Origin of the sequence: Psychrobacter sp. 1U1 (assembly GCF_051847535.1) — a bacterium.
GTDB classification, from domain to species: domain Bacteria; phylum Pseudomonadota; class Gammaproteobacteria; order Pseudomonadales; family Moraxellaceae; genus Psychrobacter; species Psychrobacter saeujeotis.
In genome coordinates this window covers 67110-86070 of record NZ_JBPYDD010000005.1, presented here as the reverse complement: position 1 = coordinate 86070, position 18961 = coordinate 67110, and the positions used below count along the sequence as shown (strand labels likewise).

13 protein-coding genes are annotated in these 18961 nt (G+C 43.0%); 8 read left to right on the top strand and 5 right to left on the bottom strand.

Features of this window, described 5'->3' with window-relative positions:
* Positions 1–71: 71 nt before the first annotated feature.
* The 7 genes from ACS8FB_RS08920 to pgsA all read left to right on the top strand — a co-directional run bounded on the left by ACS8FB_RS08920 (position 72) and on the right by pgsA (position 6901).
* Complete coding sequence (locus tag ACS8FB_RS08920; protein WP_439262259.1) at positions 72–1325, top strand: NAD(P)/FAD-dependent oxidoreductase; 1254 nt, start codon at positions 72–74, stop codon at positions 1323–1325.
* Positions 1326–1372: 47 nt separating this feature from the next.
* Positions 1373–1801 (top strand): MgtC/SapB family protein, encoded by a 429-nt coding sequence (locus ACS8FB_RS08915; protein WP_439262258.1) that lies wholly within the window; start codon positions 1373–1375, stop codon positions 1799–1801.
* A 182-nt stretch (positions 1802–1983) separates the two neighbouring features.
* A complete protein-coding gene (locus ACS8FB_RS08910) occupies positions 1984–3378 on the top strand; it encodes an amidase family protein (protein ID WP_439262256.1) in 1395 nt (464 codons plus the stop codon).
* An 81-nt stretch (positions 3379–3459) separates the two neighbouring features.
* Positions 3460–4365: a polysaccharide deacetylase family protein gene (locus tag ACS8FB_RS08905; protein WP_299218457.1), complete on the top strand. Its 906-nt coding sequence runs from the start codon at positions 3460–3462 to the stop codon at positions 4363–4365.
* Positions 4366–4436: 71 nt separating this feature from the next.
* Positions 4437–4724, top strand: coding sequence for a hypothetical protein (locus ACS8FB_RS08900; RefSeq protein WP_439262254.1), 288 nt, complete (start codon positions 4437–4439; stop codon positions 4722–4724).
* A 5-nt stretch (positions 4725–4729) separates the two neighbouring features.
* Positions 4730–5698, top strand: coding sequence for a CobW family GTP-binding protein (locus tag ACS8FB_RS08895; protein WP_439262253.1), 969 nt, complete (start codon positions 4730–4732; stop codon positions 5696–5698).
* Positions 5699–6220: 522 nt separating this feature from the next.
* A complete protein-coding gene (gene pgsA / locus ACS8FB_RS08890; RefSeq protein WP_299218451.1) occupies positions 6221–6901 on the top strand; it encodes a CDP-diacylglycerol--glycerol-3-phosphate 3-phosphatidyltransferase in 681 nt (226 codons plus the stop codon).
* A gap of 119 nt (positions 6902–7020) precedes the next feature.
* Here the strand turns inward: pgsA and ACS8FB_RS08885 are convergent, their stop codons facing one another.
* Positions 7021–7515, bottom strand: coding sequence for a pyridoxamine 5'-phosphate oxidase family protein (locus ACS8FB_RS08885; RefSeq protein ID WP_299218449.1), 495 nt, complete (start codon positions 7513–7515; stop codon positions 7021–7023).
* A gap of 140 nt (positions 7516–7655) precedes the next feature.
* Positions 7656–8150 (bottom strand): pyridoxamine 5'-phosphate oxidase family protein, encoded by a 495-nt coding sequence (locus ACS8FB_RS08880; RefSeq protein ID WP_299218447.1) that lies wholly within the window; start codon positions 8148–8150, stop codon positions 7656–7658.
* A gap of 354 nt (positions 8151–8504) precedes the next feature.
* Here ACS8FB_RS08880 and purL point away from each other — a divergent pair, with 354 nt between their 5' ends.
* The gene (gene purL / locus ACS8FB_RS08875; protein WP_439262250.1) at positions 8505–12533 is read left to right on the top strand and encodes a phosphoribosylformylglycinamidine synthase; all 4029 of its coding nucleotides are present in this window, start codon (positions 8505–8507) and stop codon (positions 12531–12533) included.
* Between the two features lie 192 nt (positions 12534–12725).
* On the opposite strand, the gene tdh is transcribed toward purL, so the two are convergent.
* The 3 genes from tdh to ACS8FB_RS08860 all read right to left on the bottom strand — a co-directional run bounded on the left by tdh (position 12726) and on the right by ACS8FB_RS08860 (position 18928).
* A complete protein-coding gene (gene tdh, locus ACS8FB_RS08870; protein ID WP_299218441.1) occupies positions 12726–13751 on the bottom strand; it encodes an L-threonine 3-dehydrogenase in 1026 nt (341 codons plus the stop codon).
* Positions 13752–13838: 87 nt separating this feature from the next.
* Positions 13839–15029 (bottom strand): glycine C-acetyltransferase, encoded by a 1191-nt coding sequence (kbl, locus tag ACS8FB_RS08865; protein WP_439262248.1) that lies wholly within the window; start codon positions 15027–15029, stop codon positions 13839–13841.
* A 773-nt stretch (positions 15030–15802) separates the two neighbouring features.
* Positions 15803–18928: an HD domain-containing protein gene (locus ACS8FB_RS08860; RefSeq protein WP_439262246.1), complete on the bottom strand. Its 3126-nt coding sequence runs from the start codon at positions 18926–18928 to the stop codon at positions 15803–15805.
* Between the last annotated feature and the right edge of the window lie 33 nt (positions 18929–18961).

The following is an 18961-nucleotide window of genomic DNA, read 5'->3' as shown; positions in this document are numbered from 1 at the left end:
GACAAAAACATAAAGACTCGTTTTTAATGAGGTTTTAATCGTTGCCAAATCTTACAAGGCCTACTGCACTCATGACTGACCATTCTTCGCCATCCATTAGCAACCATGCAAAACAGACTAATAACGACAAACAGACAACCTTGAACACTGACCTAAATACTGCGCCGAAAATAGCCATTATCGGAGCTGGATTGACGGGTTTATTGACAGCGACTTTGTTGGAACGCGCTTTTATTAAGCGACAAAATAAACCATTGAATAATGCATCAATGCTGCACGTGACTATTTTTGAAAAATCACGTAGCGTTGGTCGCTTAGCCACACGCTATCGTACCGATAGTAGGACCAATCAAAACTGGCAATGGGCATTTGGCGCACAGTTCTTTACGGCTAAGTCGGATAGCTTTTCGCAGTTTATTCAGCCGTGGTTAAATACTGGATTATTGCAGCCTTGGTGTGCAGAAGTAGTAAATTTGACGCCAGCCAATAATACCGATCAGTCTCCTAATATTCAAAAAAAAGAGCAATGGGACACCACTCATGCGCGTTATATTAGCACCCCTAAAATGACCAGTTGGGGGCGCGCGTTGGCTGATGAGTTACAGCATACGACTATTAACTTTAAAACTCGCGTCGCACCACTTAGCCAGACACAAACTGAGAGCCGACAAGATAATACTAACAAAACTGAGTTATTCGATGAGGTAGGCAATAGTCTTGGCTGGTTTGATTGGGTCATTTGTACTGTACCTAACGGTCAAGCAGTAGAGCTGATGGCAGACAGTGGCTTTACAGAGCATGCCAAAATTACCGAACCAAAAATGCAAGCATGCTATACGCTTATGCTGGGCTGGGATAATGTTGAGATGCTCCCTAAAACTCTGATCAATCAGGCAGGGCCAGTATGGGATGTGGCTTATGTGAGTCATTCAATACTCGATAGAATATTTGTTGAACATCAAAAGCCTGCTCGTGATGAGCTACTCCCAAGTATCACCATTCATGCGCGCAACGACTGGTTAGAAGAGCATGTCGATGATGATATCGAAATCATTAAAGCGCAATTGCTAGCGGCTGCACAGCGAGCATTGCATTGGAGCGCTGATACAGCGCCCAGTAAAATAGACTGTCATCGTTGGCGCTATGCTGCGACAGTCATGGATACCAAAAACAAGCAGGCTTGTGATCCGTTAGGAGTATTGCTCGATCAAACCCATCAATGGATTGTTAGTGGCGACTGGTGCGGACAAGGTAATATTGAAAGCTGCTATCAAATGGCAAAAGACACAGTACAAGCGATCAGTAAAGTAGAGTGGATAAAATAAGCCAAATTTATTTAGTTTTAACTTAAAGATAGAGAGCGTCGTAAATTATGTTTGGATTCGATCTAGATATAGACTTAATGCAGTACCATTTTTTTCAATTAAGCATTGCTTTTATATTGTCATTACCGATTGCACTCAATCGTGAAATGAAGGATAACGGTGCAGGACTTAGAACGTTTCCGTTGGTGACTATTGCTTCATGTGCCTTTATGTTAGTCGGTATGGATATCTACGAGTCTGAAGGCGAAGCGAGGATTATGTACGCCATTATCACTGGTATGGGCTTTATCGGTGGTGGCGCTATTTTTAAGAATGAGGAAGGCTCAAAGGGCACCGCGACGGCAGCCAGCTTATGGAACACAGGTGCTATCGGTATTTCAGTGGCTTATGGTCGTTACGAGATAGCGATTATTTTATCTGTGGTGGGTTTTTTAATACTACAATTTTCAGAGCCATTTAAAGTCAAAAATAAGTGATAGTAATCAAACAATCATGCATTTTGTTTGTCATTGACTCATATAAAAATCATAAAATTAGATGATTGTTTCTTATTGGTAAATAGAAAGATTTTACTCATGGATGCCAATTGACTCCTCTGTTTTTTTAGCCTATGGTTGATAATGCAATCTCTAATAAAATCAATAGCATGGAGTATGTTGTGAGCGAACGGGTTGTGAGCAAAATTACCAAAGAGTCTGTGTCAGCGTTAGATATGGCAGCTCGCCTCGATGAAGGTAGTCTTTGTCCGGTTGCGCTGGTAGAAGAGACGTTTGCAAACATCCGCTCTTCCGATCCCGCTATTTTTACAGAGTTGTTTGAAGCGCGCGCATTGAAAGAAGCTCATGCTTCTAGGCAACGTCGCCGTGACGGTAAGCCACTAAGCCCGTGGGATGGTATACCTATCGCATGGAAAGACCTTTTTGATATAAAAGATCGAGTGACCACCGCAGGCTCTGTGATTCTTAAATCCAACGTGCCTGCCCCTTGTGATGCCAATATGGTGGCCAATGCCTCTCAAGCAGGCCTTGTGTCAATCGGCTGTCTTAATATGACCGAGTTTGCTTATTCCGGCCTTGGTCTTAATCCACATTTTGGTACACCTAAAAACCCTCATGGCTCAGGCCCTGCTCGCATTCCTGGCGGCTCGTCTTCAGGGTGCGGGGTAGCTGTCGCGCGCGGTCTGGTGCCATTGGCTATCGGCAGTGATACTGGTGGCTCGATACGCATTCCTGCTGGACTAAACGGCATAGTCGGCTATAAAGGCTCTAGCGTTGCGTTTCCAAATGGTGGTACGTTGCCGCTCTCACCGACGTTAGACACCTTTGGTCCGCTTGCAGCTGATCTAAAGAGCTGTATTGGTGCGGCACAAATTCTTAATGGGCGGGCGATTGCCATACCCAAACCTTCACCTATTGACCAACTCAAATTTTTTATTCCCAGTAATGTCGTCTTTGAAAACGCGCAAGAGGCGGTAATCCAAAATTTTGAAGCTTCTGTCCGCGCACTTGAGCAGGCAGGGGCGACAATCACTCGCGGAGTATGTGATGAGTTTGACGATATAGGGGCGCTTGCCCGTAAGCATGGCTACTTAGTTGGCCCAGAAGCACTAGATGTGCATTGGGATCTGGTACATTCGGCACAGGCAAAGCAGATAGATCCAAGAATCCTTGACCGTATTCTTGATGCAGGAGAGATGAGTGCGCGAGATTTGCTTGTCATTCAACGGAAGCGTGCAAGATTGATTGAAAAAAACCGTCAAGCTTTAGATAAGCAAATTGTACTGTTTCCAACCACGCCTATTACGGCGCCTAAGCTTAAACCGCTTGAAGAAGACGATGACTTGTACTTGCAAACCAACAAACTGATGCTGCGCAATACGGCTCTAGGTAATTTTTTGGACTGGTGCGGCGTCGCTTTACCAAACGGCATAGATGAAAACCAGATGCCTACTAGTATTTTGCTATCGATGACCAGCGGCCGAGACAGTGATTTGTTAGCGGCAGCGCTGAGTGTTGAGAGCGTATTACTCAAAGCCGATGACAGATCTACATAGAAGCGGTTAAATAACTATCAAGTAAGTAAAGATAAGACCCCAAACAAAGGCTAGTAACCTATACCATCAAAGGAGTGAGACATGAGTAAAAAAACCATTATATGTGGCTTTGGTACAGATGTAGATTCAGTAGCAGGATGGATTGGATCGTACGGTGGTGGGGATAGCCCCTCAGACATTCAGCGCGGCGTCTGGGCATCTGAAGTTGGTGTACCACGGCTATTAAGGTTATTTAAAAAATACGATCTACGCACCTCGTTTTTTATTCCTGGTCATAGTATCGAAACTTTTCCAGACATTGCCAAAATGATTGTCGATCATGGTCACGAAGTAGGCGCGCATGGTTACTTGCACGAGAACCCCATTGCCATGACCCGCGCTCAAGAAGAGGCAGTCATGGAAAAGTCGGTTGAGCTGATTACTAAGCTGACAGGTCAAAGCCCGCGTGGCTATGTGGCACCGTGGTGGGAGATGTCAGCTGCGACCCCTGAAATCTTAGCCAAATATAATTTTAAATATGACCATAGCCAAGGTTACCGTGATTTTCAGCCTTTCTATGCTCGAGTTGGCGATGATTGGAACGTTATTGACTACTCAAAAACTGCAGAAGAATGGATGCATCCTATGACCCATGGCGACGAGATCGATTTGGTCGAGATTGCTGCCAACTGGTGTGTGGATGATTTACCCCCAATGCTGTTTATGAAAAATGTCCCTAACAGCCATGGATTTGTCAACCCACGCGATATCGAGCAAATGTGGCGTGATCAGTTTGACTGGGTCTACCGTAATATGGACTATGCCGTGTTTCCCTTCACGATTCATCCGGATGTCTCTGGACGTCCACATGTACTCATGATGCTTGAGCGTCTAATTGACTATATCAACGGTCATGAAGGGGTTGTTTGGATGCCATTCGAAGATATCGCTGCTGATTTTCGCACACGTTTCCCATTTGAAGGTGGTAAGCGTCCGGAAGTTATTTGAACGCTGCATTGATAAATTTATGGTTCTTAGTGGCATTGTTAAAATACTGGTCACTTATAGGGAGAAGAGTCATGTGTAATGGATGTGGAAACCCAGCTGCCCCAGGGCATTGGACAGAAGCAGGCGCTCAAAAAGGCAGCATTCGCATGAGAGCAATGTTTCAAAGAATGTCTGTCTTAAAGCGGGTGCTAAAACCTTATGGGTTCTCCGTTTATGCTGATGGGGTAATTCCGCAGCTTCAGCTGATATGTCCAGGCGGGGCCCGCGTCATGGTTGATAATCTAACTGAGCTGTGGGCTGAAGTAGAACGTCGTCAAGGCTTTGCAATCGATCCGTTAGCACCTCACTCTATGGCTTGACTTTAATGCAAACCTCACAAGACAATCGTCTCAATATCGTTCTACTAAGCGGCTATCTGGGTTCAGGTAAGACCACGTGGCTGCGGCATGCGCTTTTTACTAAGAGGTTTGGCCGTGCTCAAGTATTCACCCAAGAAGCGGCCGAGCAGCCTGTTGATGATTTGCTGTTGGGCGAAGCAATGAGTGTCAACGTTCTGACTGGAACCGCGGGTACCCCAAAAGGCAAAGAGGAGCTCATATCAGCACTGCTTGAGGTTGCCGAGTCTCGAACAAACGGACGATCAATCGGTTTAACTACTACTCATCCTGATACTTTGATTATAGAAACTAGTGGCTTAGCTGATCCCGAAGAAATTATAGTCGCGATTAAAGAGCATCCTATTCTGATTTACCATTTTGCGCTCAAAGAAACCATCATTATGGCTGATGCGCTACATTTTCAGGTGGCGCTAAAGACTGACGCTTTATGCCGTCAGCAAATTCTTTCAGCCGATCGTATTGTGATTGCAAAATCAGAAGAAGTATCCGAGCAGCCCTTATCGAACCTTGTTTCGACCATCAGCAAAATCAATCCAGCCGCACCGATTTCATTATCCACATTCGGTGTCGAAAGCCCTGTACCTAAACTACCAGCGCCGACCGAAATCTATGAGACGACTCTTGTCAATGAGGGTGCTCCGACGACTGTGGTTTCGTTGCCGATTCCTAAAGAAGTCGGTTGGGTTGAGTTTACCGTTTGGCTATCGGCGTTGCTGCATGCGCGGGGTGATACGATTCTGCGAGTCAAGGGCGTTTTGCATACGGATGAAGGTCCGATATTGCTACAATCTGTACGCAAAGTCATGCAGCAACCTGAGATTCTCCCTGCTGTCAAAAGTAGTTTTACATCCAAAGATATTGTACTTATAGGAGAAGGGATGAATCAAGAAGCATTGCTCGCTTCTTTGTCCTCTTTTTTTGGAGAACAGCGCTAAAAGCGAAGTATATACTTATATAAGTTTTTTAATAGGTAGTGGCAAAATCATTAAGTTACTATGATTTTAATAAACAGAGTTTAGAGATTTTGATAAATAGGGTTCAGCAATTTAAGACAAAAAAAGACCCACAGAGGAGGAAACTGTGGGCTGAGGAAAACTGAGTATGTAGTGTGTCTACAATTACAGTAAAAACTTATTATTTTTATAGAGATTCTAGCGTTATCAGAAATATAAACAGTTATAATTTGGAGTGAAAACTCAGTGTACAACTGTTTCTTCTAATATATTTATATTACCTGATGTTCTCCTTAATTGGCTACTTAAATTACATGAAGTTACTCTTAAGAGAGTTTTAATACAATGTCACATTTTGAAATATTTTATTTGCTAGGACTTTTCGTTCAATAAACGTTTTCTCTCAAAATAGTATCGATAAACTCGCAGAAGATGGCATGACGCAATACAAGAAAAATGCTAAGCTAGCAGGCATTCTTATGTCTATATAACACTAGGCTTACCATGACCGAAAGCACACAACTGCATACAAAAGAGCCGCTACAACCGCAAAACGACAAAAGCATTTTTAATCTACCCAATAATCTTACTATTGCGCGTATTTTGATGATTCCATTGTTTGTAGCGATAGCTTACTGGCCACCAGCCATGGGTATTGGCATGCCTGCCATCTCAGACAATGTCATCGCGCGGGTAGGGATGAGTGAGTTTAGTGACAGTTTACTACGGCATTTATTGTTAACTGGGGTGTTTGTTGTCGCTGCCATTACAGATTGGCTCGATGGCTACTTTGCTCGTAAGCTTAATGTGATGTCGGCTTTTGGACGGTTTTTAGATCCAGTCGCTGATAAACTGATGGTAGCAGCAGCGCTGATTATTTTGGTACAGTGGCATCCTAATATCATTATGGCGATAGCAGCGATTGTGATTATCTCTCGTGAGATTGCAGTATCGGCATTAAGGGAGTGGATGGCAGAGCTTGGTAATCGTACTAGTGTGGCGGTCTCGTATGTAGGTAAGCTTAAGACGACGTTTCAGATGATAGCCATCACTGTGCTTCTATTAAACTGGGAGTCGCTTGAGATGATAGGGTATGTACTGATGGTCGCTGCAGTGATTTTAACTTTGTGGTCGATGTTTATTTATCTAAAAGCAGCATGGCCATATTTAAAACAAAGTGGTTAGATAGAGCGTGTTAATACTGATTTAATTTCATTTACGTGCACAATATTGCATAAAAAAGCCAGTCGCTTATCGCACTGGCTTTTTTTATGTATAACATCTAATGATGTCTAAACAAATCATCAGAGTTCTACTGAAAAATTCTCACCCAAACTCTTTTCAATAGCAGTATCTGTGACTGCCGCTGCCGTCATTTTAACAGCGCTAGTAATGGCGTTACCATTTTCCCAATATTCTGCACCATGAGGAACGACTTTGATTAGCTGTACCCCTGGGTCTTCTTTACCTTGTTCAAAATAAGCGTTGTACATTACTGACCACAGCTCATCAAGCTTTTCTCGATCTTCGATCAATTCAGCCTTACCAGTGATAGACAAATAGCTTTTGTCATCTTGGCTGACATAAGCCAAGTTTACTTCTGGGTTCTTATTAATATTGTCAACAGTGTCAGAAGGTGTGTGACCGATAAACCAAATCTCTTTAGCACCGATGCTGGTTTCCGTGGTATTCATTGGGCACGAATGGAGGTGGTTTTCATGATTGCGAGTGGTCATCATCGTATACTTGATATTGTTTACCATCGCTTGGATTTTGTCCATCTTTTCTTGTTTACTCATAATAGTTATCCTTTACTATTTAAAATATTGAGGTTTACATACTATAAAACTTACATACTATAAAAACGCCAATAAACAATGGCTTACTGGCGTCTCAAGTCGTCAAACTGCTCGTTTTTACAATATAAAAGACGCTTATATTATAAAGATACAGAGAACTGCTCGCCAATATCTTCTGCAGTCTTACCATCTTGTACCGCGGCTGTAGCCATCTTAAACATATTCACAGTAGAGCTACCACTCAACCAGCATTCTACGCCATGTGGTACTACTTTAATAAGTTGTACATTTGGGTCTTCTTTACCGTGCTCAAAAAACGCATTGTAGACAGGTGACCATAGCTCATCTAGCTTATCTTTATCTGTTGGCAGCTCTGCATTGGCACTGACAGAAACATAGTCTTTTTCGTCTTGAGTGGCATAAGACAAGCCTATTTTTTGATTGTCTTGAATATCTTTTACGACATCTGAAGTTTTGTCACCGATAAACCAAATCTCTTTATCAGCGATACTGGCTTCACTCGTCGTCATCGGCCATGCATGCACATCACCTTTACTATTAATAGTGCTCATCATGGCAAACTTTACGTCTTTAATTACGTCTTGGATTTTATCGATTTGTTCTTGTTTATTCATAATAGATATCCTTATTACGTTAAAGTTGAAATTATTGTGAAAACTGTGTTAATGGTTTTAATTATTAGCTGGTTGTAGAATAACGATAGTTGCCTGCCTGATTATATAGGTTGCCCGTAAGACGATGTGAGCGTTTGTAAAACGTATAAGAGTTAAGTAAAAAATGTGTCAGATTAGGCAAAAGTTTGCTGATAAAAAGAAATAGATATCGTAATAACAGCTCACAAATTATTTATAAGTATGGTAGCCAATTTATCACGGTTTACCCCTGCTTATTATGAGCCTTCTTGTTATAATACACGGACCATTTACTTTGCATGGCAGAGATGCCTTGATCTTACGGATTATGCCTTTATGATGACCATCGCCGGACAACCGTTTCTTACCGATTTTCAGACGCAGCAACTCATCAGTCAGTTTCAGCAAAAAACCGAGCTAAATGTTAGCCAAATTCATACCCAGCAAGTGTATGTACTATCACGCAAACTTGAAGGTGATGAGCAGAAAAAAGCGCTGGACCTATTTGGTATTAAAGAGGATGCCCAACTTGCCACTCCGCAAGACAGCCAATTACAAGTGATTGTTAGTCCACGTTTTGGTACGATTTCACCGTGGGCCAGTAAAGCGACCGATATTTTTAATAACTGTGACATTAAGATCAATCGTGTCGAGCGGGTGATTGTTTATACGCTAACCCTTGATGGAACAACAGACGGTGAAGTAAGTACAACATTGCCTGCTGCCGCTGAGCAATTGTTGTTTGACCGCATGACCCAGAGCTTGGTTTATGACTTAAATGATGTAGATAAATTGTTTGACGATGAAGCCCCAGCTTCGCTCAATCATATCGATGTGATTGGGCAAGGTCAGTCAGCACTAGAGTCAGCCAACACAGAGTTTGGCTTTGCGTTATCGAGTGAAGATATTGATTATCTGATGAATGCTTACGTCAATGAGCTTAAGCGCAATCCAACTGACGTTGAGCTGATGATGTTTGCACAGGCCAACTCAGAGCATTGCCGTCATAAGATTTTTAATGCCCAGTGGACAGTCGATGGTGAGGTACAGCCAAAATCCTTGTTCCAAATGATTAAAAACACGTATCAATCCAATCCACAAGGTATCTTATCTGCTTATAAAGACAACGCTGCGGTGATGGCAGGGGCAAAAGGAATGCGCTTTTACTCTATTCCTACTGACGCTCAAGATCCTAATGCTGCCCATCCTTACAATTTTCATCAAGAAGAAATCGATATCTTAATGAAAGTCGAAACCCATAACCATCCAACCGCGATTGCCCCTTATGCAGGCGCAGCGACGGGCGCAGGCGGTGAAATTCGTGATGAAGGTGCAACGGGCCGCGGCGGTAAGCCAAAAGCTGGTCTGACTGGTTTCCATGTGTCACATCTGCATATCCCAGAGCTTGCGGAAAAGTGGGAGACATCAGGTCAATTAAGCACGCAGGATTATGGTACGCCGGATCGTATGGCGACCAGCCTTGAGATTATGACAGAAGCCCCATTAGGTAGTGCCAACTTCTCAAACGAATTTGGTCGTCCAAACCTCTGCGGTTACTTCCGTAGTTTTCAACTTGATACGTCAGCCGCCAAAGACGGTAGTGAGATGCGCGGTTACCATAAACCGATCATGCTGGCAGGTGGTTACGGCAATATCAAACGTAACCTCATTGAGAAAAACGCCATTCAACAAGGTGATTTGCTTATCGTCCTAGGTGGCCCTGCGATGCAGATTGGTCTTGGCGGCGGGGCAGCATCGTCGGTCGATAGTGGTGAGCTAGATGAAGGATTGGACTTCGCCTCAGTGCAGCGTGATAACGCAGAGATGGAGCGTCGCTGTCAGGAAGTCCTTGATCGCTGTTGGGCGCTTGCTGGTAATGGACAGTCAGACAATAATGGCGATGTCAGTAACAACAGTCAAGACGGCAACCCAATCGTCTCGCTACATGATGTCGGTGCAGGCGGATTATCAAATGCCATGCCAGAGCTGGTCAACGATCATGAAATGGGCGCGGTGCTCAATCTACGTAAAATCCCGTCGTTAGAAGCTGGCATGTCGCCGATGGCGATTTGGTCAAACGAAGCACAAGAGCGCTATGTACTAGCGATTCGCCCAGAGAGTAAAGATCAGTTTGATGCGATCTGTGCCCGTGAGCGCTGCCCGTATGCCATCTTAGGGGAAGCGACGGAAGTACGTCAGCTGGTCGTTAATGATGAGTTGCTCTCTGAGCAGCCAGTTGATATGCCGATGCAAGTGTTGCTCGGTGGTACACCAAAAATGCAGCGTAGCTTTGAGCGTCAAGAGAGTACGTTGCCAGCGTTAGAGCTTAATAACTTTAATTTGTCCGAATCCATTAAAGACGTGCTACGTCATCCAACCGTTGCCAGTAAATCGTTCCTAATCAGCATTGGTGACCGTTCTATCACGGGTATGGTGGTGCGTGATCAGTATGTGGGTCGCTATCAGGTGCCAGTCGCTGACTGTGCGGTGACTGCATCAGGATTGGTTGCGTTAGATAGTCAACCTATGACTGGGGAGGCAATGAGCGTTGGCGAGCGTACGCCAGTCGCCTTGATTAGCCCTAAAGCCTCTGCACGCTTAGCGGTCGGTGAGGCGATTACTAATATCGCCGGTGCGCGTATTGCGCAGCTGTCTGATATCACCATGTCAGCGAACTGGATGGCCGCTTGCGGTGATGACGCGGAAGATGCGGCATTATTCGACGCGGTACATACTGTCGGTGAAGAGCTATGCCCAGCACTCGGTATTGCTATCCCAGTTGGTAAAGACTCGCTATCGATGCGTGCCAACTGGAGTGACGAAGACGCTGACAATCAAAGCCAAGACAAATCAGTCGTCTCGCCAATGAGCCTTGTGATTACCGCGTTTGCTCCTGTTGTCGACGTGGCAAAAACCTTAACGCCAGAATTGATTAACGGCGATAGCGCGTTCTACCGTATTGATTTATCCAAAGGCAAACTGCGCCTTGGTGGCTCAATCCTTGCACAAACAGCAAGTCAATTGGGTAATGAGTGTCCTGACCTTGATAAGCCTAGCGATTTAATCGACTTCTTTAACTTTATCCAAGCGGGCAACGCGCAATGCGTCATTAGCGCCTATCACGATATCGGTGATGGTGGTTTGCTGGCAACGATCGCAGAAATGCAATTTACCAGTCGTCAAGGTATCAAGCTGTCATTGGACGATGAAAATCTGCTCGGTCAATTATTCAGTGAAGAGCTGGGCGCAGTGATTCAAGTCATGCCAGAAAACGTCGCGGCCTTGATGCAACTGGCAGAAGAGTTTAATGTCAGCGATATGCTAAGCCTTGTTGGTCAAAGTACTGAAGAAGACAGCCTCATTATCCAGACGCCTTTGCACAGGGGTGACGATACTTTACGCTTTAGCCGTTCTGAACTACAGCAAGAGTGGAGTCAGGTCAGCTATCAAATCGCTCGTCGCCGTGATAATCCAGCGTGCGTGCAACAAGAATATGACTTGATTGCTGATGCCAGCTACAAAGGTCTAATCGCTGCGCCAAACTTTGATCTCAATCAAAAAGTGGAAGAGCCGTATTTAGCTAGCCGCGAAGAAAAACCAAGAGTCGCTATCCTGCGTGAGCAAGGCGTCAATGGTCAGTCAGAGATGGCAGTAGGCTTTACCCAAGCGGGCTTTGAAGCGGTCGATGTGCACATGAGTGACTTGCTAGAAGGTCGTATCAACTTACGTGACTTCGATGGTCTGGTCGCTTGTGGTGGCTTTAGTTATGGTGACGTACTTGGCGCAGGCTCTGGCTGGGCGAACTCTATCTTGTTCCATGATGAATTGCGCATGCAGTTTGTGCGCTTCTTTGCCCGTCCCGATACCTTCTCACTTGGCGTTTGTAACGGTTGTCAGATGATGGCGCAGCTCAAAGATTTAATCCCAGGTGCGGAAAACTTTCCACGCTTCATCGCTAATAAATCCGCACGTTTTGAAGCGCGTACGGTCAACGTCAAAGTCGAGCGCACCAAGTCGATCCTGTTCAAAGGCATGCAAGACAGCATTTTGCCAATCGCTGTGGCGCACGGTGAAGGCTATGCCACATTAGACAACACCGAAATCGACGGTATGGCAAAACACGGTCAGCTCGCTATGCGTTATGTCGATAGCCAAGGTCATCCAACCGAGACCTATCCACTCAATCCAAACGGTTCGCTCGGCGGTGTCACGGGTCTATGTAGCACCGATGGTCGCGTCACCCTCATGATGCCGCATCCTGAGCGGACGCTACATGCCTACAATCACAGCTGGAAACCAGAGGAGTGGGATGAGGACGGCGCGTGGATGCGTATGTTCCGTAATGCGCGGGCTTGGTTGCGTTAGGCTAATTTGAATTAATCTTAGATAATAAAAAAGGTGAGCTTCGGCTCACCTTTTTTGTGTTTGGGGTTAAGTTCTTTTGGCAGCTGATTTCTGAGAATCGTTAAAAGTTATACTGTAATGTTAGTTCCGTTATAGTTAACGCTAAACCACGACTCAGTCACTTACATTTGTGACTCTCAAAACCCACCAAAATCAATCCCAGCTTAAAATCACCTTACCGCATTGCCCACTTTCCATGATATCAAAGCCTTCTTGAAAGTCATCAATGTGCATGCGATGGGTAATGATTGGCGACAAATCAATACCGCTAATCAGCATTTGCTCCATCTGATACCACGTTTCCCACATCTCACGGCCATAAATACCCTTTAGGGTTAATGCCTTGAAAATAATCTTGCTCCAATCCACCGTGGTGGTATTAGGTAAAATGCCTAAAAGAGAGATTTTAGAGCCGTTATACATGTTATTAATCATCGAATTAAAAGCCTGAGGCGAGCCTGACATCTCAAGCCCAACATCAAAGCCGTGCATGTTTAACTCATCGATGGCGCCTTCGATGGTCTCACCTTTGGCTGGGTTTACGGTCATAGTAGCGCCCATTTTTTTGGCAAGCTCCAAGCGATAATCACTGATATCACTTGCCACGATATTACGCGCTCCTGCAAAGCGGCAAATTGCCGCTGCCATTGAACCAATCAGCCCTGCACCCGTAATCAGCACATCCTCCCCAAGTACAGGAAATGATAAAGCGGTATGCGTGGCGTTGCCAAAGGGGTCCATAATGGCTGCCATATCGTCGCTGATACGCTCATCAAGTTTGATGGCGTTATCGGCAGGTATTACCAGATATTCGGCAAACGCGCCATCGCGGTCAACGCCTACGCCGATAGTGTTTTCGCACACGTGTAGCTTACCACGGCGACAGTTACGGCAATGTCCGCAAGCGATATGCCCCTCTCCAGTGACTCGGTCACCCACTTCAAAATGCTTCACACCATCACCCACTTCACTAATAATACCGACATATTCATGTCCGATAATCATCGGCGTCTTGATGGTTTTTTGTGACCACTCATCCCATTTATAAATGTGCAAATCTGTACCACAAATGGCGGTTTTTTTAACTTTTATTTTAACGTCATTGATGCCAACCTTTGGTTCTGGCACATCTTGCATCCAGATGCCTTTTTTATCATGGGCTTTAACCAGTGCTTTCATACTTCTCTCTTATTTAATTGCATTACATTTCATTGTTGAATTCAGTAGGCAAATACCGAACTACTTGTAGGGCGTGTTGAATACGCTCTAATCAATCACTTTCATTTGCTTAGCGACTTTGATAAACGCAGCGATACACTGGTCTAGCTGCTCCGTAGTATGGGCAGCAGAGAGCTGAACACGAATGCGCGCCTCGTCTTTGGGTACGACAGGGTAGAAGAAGCCAATTACATAAATACCTTCTTCAAGTAGCGCATTTGCCATTTGCTGGGAGACATTGGCGTCATAAAGCATCACTGCACAAATGGCTGATTCGGTAGGCTTGATATCGAAGCCGGCATCTTGCATTTGCTTCACAAAATAGGCCGTATTTTCATGCAATTTATCTTGTAGGGTATTGTCTTGAGACAGCATATCAAATGCTTTAACCCCAGCCGCCGCCACCATAGGAGGAATAGAGTTTGAAAACAGATACGGGCGTGAGCGTTGACGTAACATCTCAATAATTTCTTTTTTACCGGTCGTAAAGCCGCCGATAGCACCGCCAAACGCCTTACCTAAAGTACCAGTGATAAGCTCAATATCACCGCGTAGATCAAACAATTCAGTCACGCCGCCACCAGTGCGACCGACCACGCCTGCTGAATGCGACTCATCAATCATTACCATGGCGTCATATTTTTGTGCCAACGCATAAATCTCATCCATCGGTGCCACGTTACCATCCATCGAAAACACACCGTCGGTGACAATCAAACGAAAACGCTGTGCTTGCGCCGCTTGCAATTGCGTTTCTAAATCTTGCATATCTGCATTGGCGTAGCGATAACGCGCTGCTTTACATAGGCGCACCCCATCGATGATGGAGGCATGATTTAACGAATCAGAAATAATGGCATCTTCGCTGGTCAATAGTGGCTCAAATGCACCGCCATTGGCATCAAAACAGGCTGCATAAAGAATCGTATCTTCGGTATTAAAAAACTTAGAAATCGACGCCTCTAATTTCTTATGCAAATCTTGCGTACCACAAATAAAACGCACCGATGACATACCATAGCCTGAATCTTCGATGGCCCCGATAGCCGCCTTTTTAATCTCAGGGTGGTCGGACAATCCAAGGTAATTATTGGCACAGAAGTTCAGCACCTCACGACCATCGGCGATCTTGATTAGCGCATCTTGCGGGGAGGTGATGACGCGCTCAGTTTTATATAGTCCTGCTGCACGTATATCGCTGATTTCTTGCTGTAGATGCTTCTGAAAGGCCTGATACATAAAGATTCCTTTTTTAATATTATGGGAGCCTGCTTGATAATGCAGATATGGGGACTGCTGATAGGACCAAATTATTAAAGTCGCACATTATCCTAAGCTTCAATCAAACCAACGATGTGGGAAGCCAACAATATGGTACGAGCAGCGATACTATCTGTAACTCCGTAAGCGGTGATTTTATCATTAGCCTCTTGCAATAACTAGCTCAAATAGCTGGTGGATAGGGCTATTTCTTCAAAACTATGCAGCGCGTGCTGAATCACGCCTATACAAACGGTTCGCTCAGCGGCTCATATAGCACCGACGGTCGCGTCACGATCATGATGCTGCACTCTGAGCGCAATCCATGCGCGTACAATTACAGCTAGAAACCAGAAGCGTAGATTGATGACGGCGCATAGATGCGGATGTTCCGTAATGTATGGGATTGGTTGTGATAAGCTTAGATTTAAATTATTTTAGACGTAAAAAGGTGGGCTTTGGCTCACTTTTTTTGTGTTTGGGGTTTGGTTTCGTGTGGGAGCTAATCCCTGAGAAGCGTTAAAAAATTGCATTGCAATTTTAGCTTCGCAAGTGAAAATTCCTTAAAGGGAATTTTCTGTTTCGCTACTATCTACCAGTCTGGGCGCGGCGCTGGCTACGGTTTGGGTCGTCGCTTGCTTCGCGTCGCCACCCCAAAACCTAGCCGTCGCAACTTGCCCAAACCAGTAGGATACCGCTACAGTCGGGGCTAAACAGTGCCTCCGAGTAAGTATTATAAGTCTTCTACATAGTTAATCTGCTGGTTCATGAAGTTGGTCTAAATTACCTAAATCAATAGGTGTTACACTTAATCCGCGCTGATACTCTTTATACCAAAGAGGGTATTTATTTTTTGCTATATTAATAATTTCTTTCTTTATTGCATTATATATATGTGCAATTTTTTGATTCGTAGAAATATCGCCACTTTCATATATATTACAGATAGTATCGTTTGGAATCTCAATTACACCATTTTCGAAGTATATAAAAGGAAATATGAACAATTTTTCAAGTTTTGAGTTGGAGTTTAAATCTTCCAAGGCTAGAAAGGTTTCTTTATTTAAAAACGATAAATTTACCATGTCGAATTTATGAACAAACTCAAGAGGATATAAGTCTGAGTTCATATAATCTTTAATACTAAAGTTCCGTGAGTCTAGTAAATAATTAATGCCTAACAGATAATTATCACTAATAAATATAGGTGAACTTAGTGTGCTATCATTACTAATAATTGGCTCTTCAGTCAAATATTCGCTTTCCAAAGAACCTTTATAATATATTGTACTTATAAAATTATATTGCGCAGAAATACCTAAGCCATCTTTCATAACATTATATTTTCTAAATCCATTATCTAAAAGAACTCTAACAAAATACTCGTTACCCAAAGTAAGTCTTAGTAGATCAGATTTAATATAAATAACACCATTTTCTTGTAGAAGATTAGCTATGGACTCGTTTTTTATTGAATTGCCTGTAGTAAAACCCATTGAATCAATTACATCAGAAAATTTGTAATGTTCGTTTAGAGGATACTTTTTCCAATTATTATCTAGAGATTCTTGTAGTCCAGTGAGCATTAGAAATAAAGAGGTTTTATTGATGTCATTGTTCAGTAGCCTAAGAACTATTTCATTGTTAGTAGCTATTTTTTCAATTAAGCTCTCGAAGAATTCTTCTAATAACTGATTTATATAATCTGTATTATTAATCTCTTCACGACTAAGAGATAGTATGTTTGAAGAGTGAGAACTATATATGTCTATCAATATTCTCATCTCTAAACTCTCCAATACACCAAGCTCAAAATTGATATCAGATGAATGTACTAATTGACCACGGTACATGATGGCTATATTCTCAGGTTCCATGTATTCGTTAAAATAATAATTGTTTGTAGTTTCGTCTTCATCCTCGTATATTAACTTAAGTGCAACTCCTAGATTTTTATCCCAATAAAAATTTTGATTCTGTAAGCTATTATTGAATAAGGAGCTATATTTGTTCGCTAAAATTTCAATGTTTGGACTCACTTTAAAATTTAATGTGGGATTAGTAACTATATTAGTTATATCAATAATTCTTCTAAGTGCTCTGTTCACGCCTAAACTCTTAACGCCTAAAATTAAATCAATTAATTTAGGGTAGTCGTCTACATAATACTCATCTATATAGTCTCGATTATCAGTTATAGAAAATTTTTCTAAGACTATTATTTTAGTACCATACTTACCTAGGTCATCAATCACCTTAATAAAGCAATACCCAGCTCTACCTGACAAGGGTGAATTTAACTCAACTTTTAAGCTCTCATGAGTTAAGCGACTTTTGGTATAAATTATTATTTTTTGTTGGTCTGTGGGTAGGTCTTGCATTAGCAAAAAAGCACTGTGCAAACCAATGCCAAATTCACCAGAAGGTCTCATCCACTCTGGCATATCACGAACTATCTTTTGTTTTTCCTTATTATTTTTAGAGCCAGCAATTTTTTGCATATATTCTAAGTCTTTTTTAGAGATGCCGACCCCATTATCTTCAATACTGAATTCCCATAGGGTTGATTCTTCATCCTCTGAAATTTTCTTACAATCTAAAGTAATGGGGTATTTTTTAAATAACTCACGAGTTTCGCTATCATAGGGGTTAGTGTTTTTTGGTAGGGGCTCCACAGCATTATCATGATCATGCTCTAACCATACTCGAATCATCGTAGCATCAATTGCATTTTGAATAAGCTCTCGATATATACTCATATCATCTTCATATAAGTTATTACCTTGTAATAACTCAATCGCACTACGCTCATCCAATGAAAACTTCATCGGTTTATCGTTAAGTAAAATCTTTTTGTCAGTCATTTCGACATCAAGTTTATTGATGGTCGGTAGCAGACCAAAGTCGCGACTAGGGACAATGTTTTTCCATTGCGACATTTGATTTTGAATCTCTTCTTTGATCCAGTCAAACCAGTTACGACATTCAATATATGCCATTTCCGTACTACAAATAGCTGTTACGCTTACCGTTTCATTATCTAGCTGAAATTCTCGAATGGCTTGATGCTTATGTTTATGTGTTTCACTAAATGAAGGCATATTGCCAACTTGCCTTGCCATGACGGGACAAAAGCGATTGTCATCAATATCAAATAAATCACCCAAGCGTAGTAGGCAGGCGACAAAACGAGGATGACAGTTTTCTGTACCCATACCCGTTTGGCGAAAAGGCAAATCATTCATGACATAATCAAATCCAAGCCCATGTGACCAGCAAATTTGACCAAGATAACGATAGATACGTTTGGGAAGTAGTTCAGTGCGGGGCGAACTAATACCTAGCTTTTCAAAGGGATCCATAACTACTGAATTTGAATTTTTGGCATGACCACGACGATACCATTCAGCAATCATCTGACGATATTTTTCAACGCCTGTATGTGGGTCTGAATGATTAACAAGGGCTTTATTCCAGCCATCTTCATGCCATACTTTGGCAAACTCATGTAAGTCTTGCGTATTATCATTAGCAAGGCTTTCGACGTATTCTTTAAATTTTTCATCATTAACAACGGCTTGTACTTCATCGGCATTGAATAGCATACCGATATCATGCCAGTAGGCTGCTTCTAAAATTAGCCACGTATCTGTCGCTGTTAGTTTTTCAATATTATTGCCTAGCAGACGTTCGATATTGACAAGTATCTGCTGTGAGTGCGATTCATTGTGGCTACTGAAATGCGGATAATAACTACCAACATTTTCAAGCGACTTACCGACGAGCTTTTCATCAAACTCCCATTGCGACATTAATATTCTAGTATTGCTGTCTTCTTCGGTTTTCTTTTTTAAATGCTTGATTAATCCTGCGCTCATGGTAAGTCCTTTTTATTTTTTCACATTTGGTGT

Bases quoted from the DNA above. Each gene is read 5' to 3' on its own strand.
- ACS8FB_RS08905 (WP_299218457.1), top strand. From the start codon at position 3,460: ATGAGTAAAAAAACCATTATATGTGGCTTTGGTACAGATGTAGATTCA.
- ACS8FB_RS08880 (WP_299218447.1), bottom strand. From the start codon at position 8,150: ATGAATAAACAAGAACAAATCGATAAAATCCAAGACGTAATTAAAGAC.
- ACS8FB_RS08915 (WP_439262258.1), top strand. From the start codon at position 1,373: ATGTTTGGATTCGATCTAGATATAGACTTAATGCAGTACCATTTTTTT.
- pgsA (WP_299218451.1), top strand. From the start codon at position 6,221: ATGACCGAAAGCACACAACTGCATACAAAAGAGCCGCTACAACCGCAA.
- purL (WP_439262250.1), top strand. From the start codon at position 8,505: ATGATGACCATCGCCGGACAACCGTTTCTTACCGATTTTCAGACGCAG.
- ACS8FB_RS08885 (WP_299218449.1), bottom strand. From the start codon at position 7,515: ATGAGTAAACAAGAAAAGATGGACAAAATCCAAGCGATGGTAAACAAT.
- ACS8FB_RS08920 (WP_439262259.1), top strand. From the start codon at position 72: ATGACTGACCATTCTTCGCCATCCATTAGCAACCATGCAAAACAGACT.
- ACS8FB_RS08860 (WP_439262246.1), bottom strand. From the start codon at position 18,928: ATGAGCGCAGGATTAATCAAGCATTTAAAAAAGAAAACCGAAGAAGAC.
- kbl (WP_439262248.1), bottom strand. From the start codon at position 15,029: ATGTATCAGGCCTTTCAGAAGCATCTACAGCAAGAAATCAGCGATATA.
- tdh (WP_299218441.1), bottom strand. From the start codon at position 13,751: ATGAAAGCACTGGTTAAAGCCCATGATAAAAAAGGCATCTGGATGCAA.
- ACS8FB_RS08900 (WP_439262254.1), top strand. From the start codon at position 4,437: ATGTGTAATGGATGTGGAAACCCAGCTGCCCCAGGGCATTGGACAGAA.
- ACS8FB_RS08895 (WP_439262253.1), top strand. From the start codon at position 4,730: ATGCAAACCTCACAAGACAATCGTCTCAATATCGTTCTACTAAGCGGC.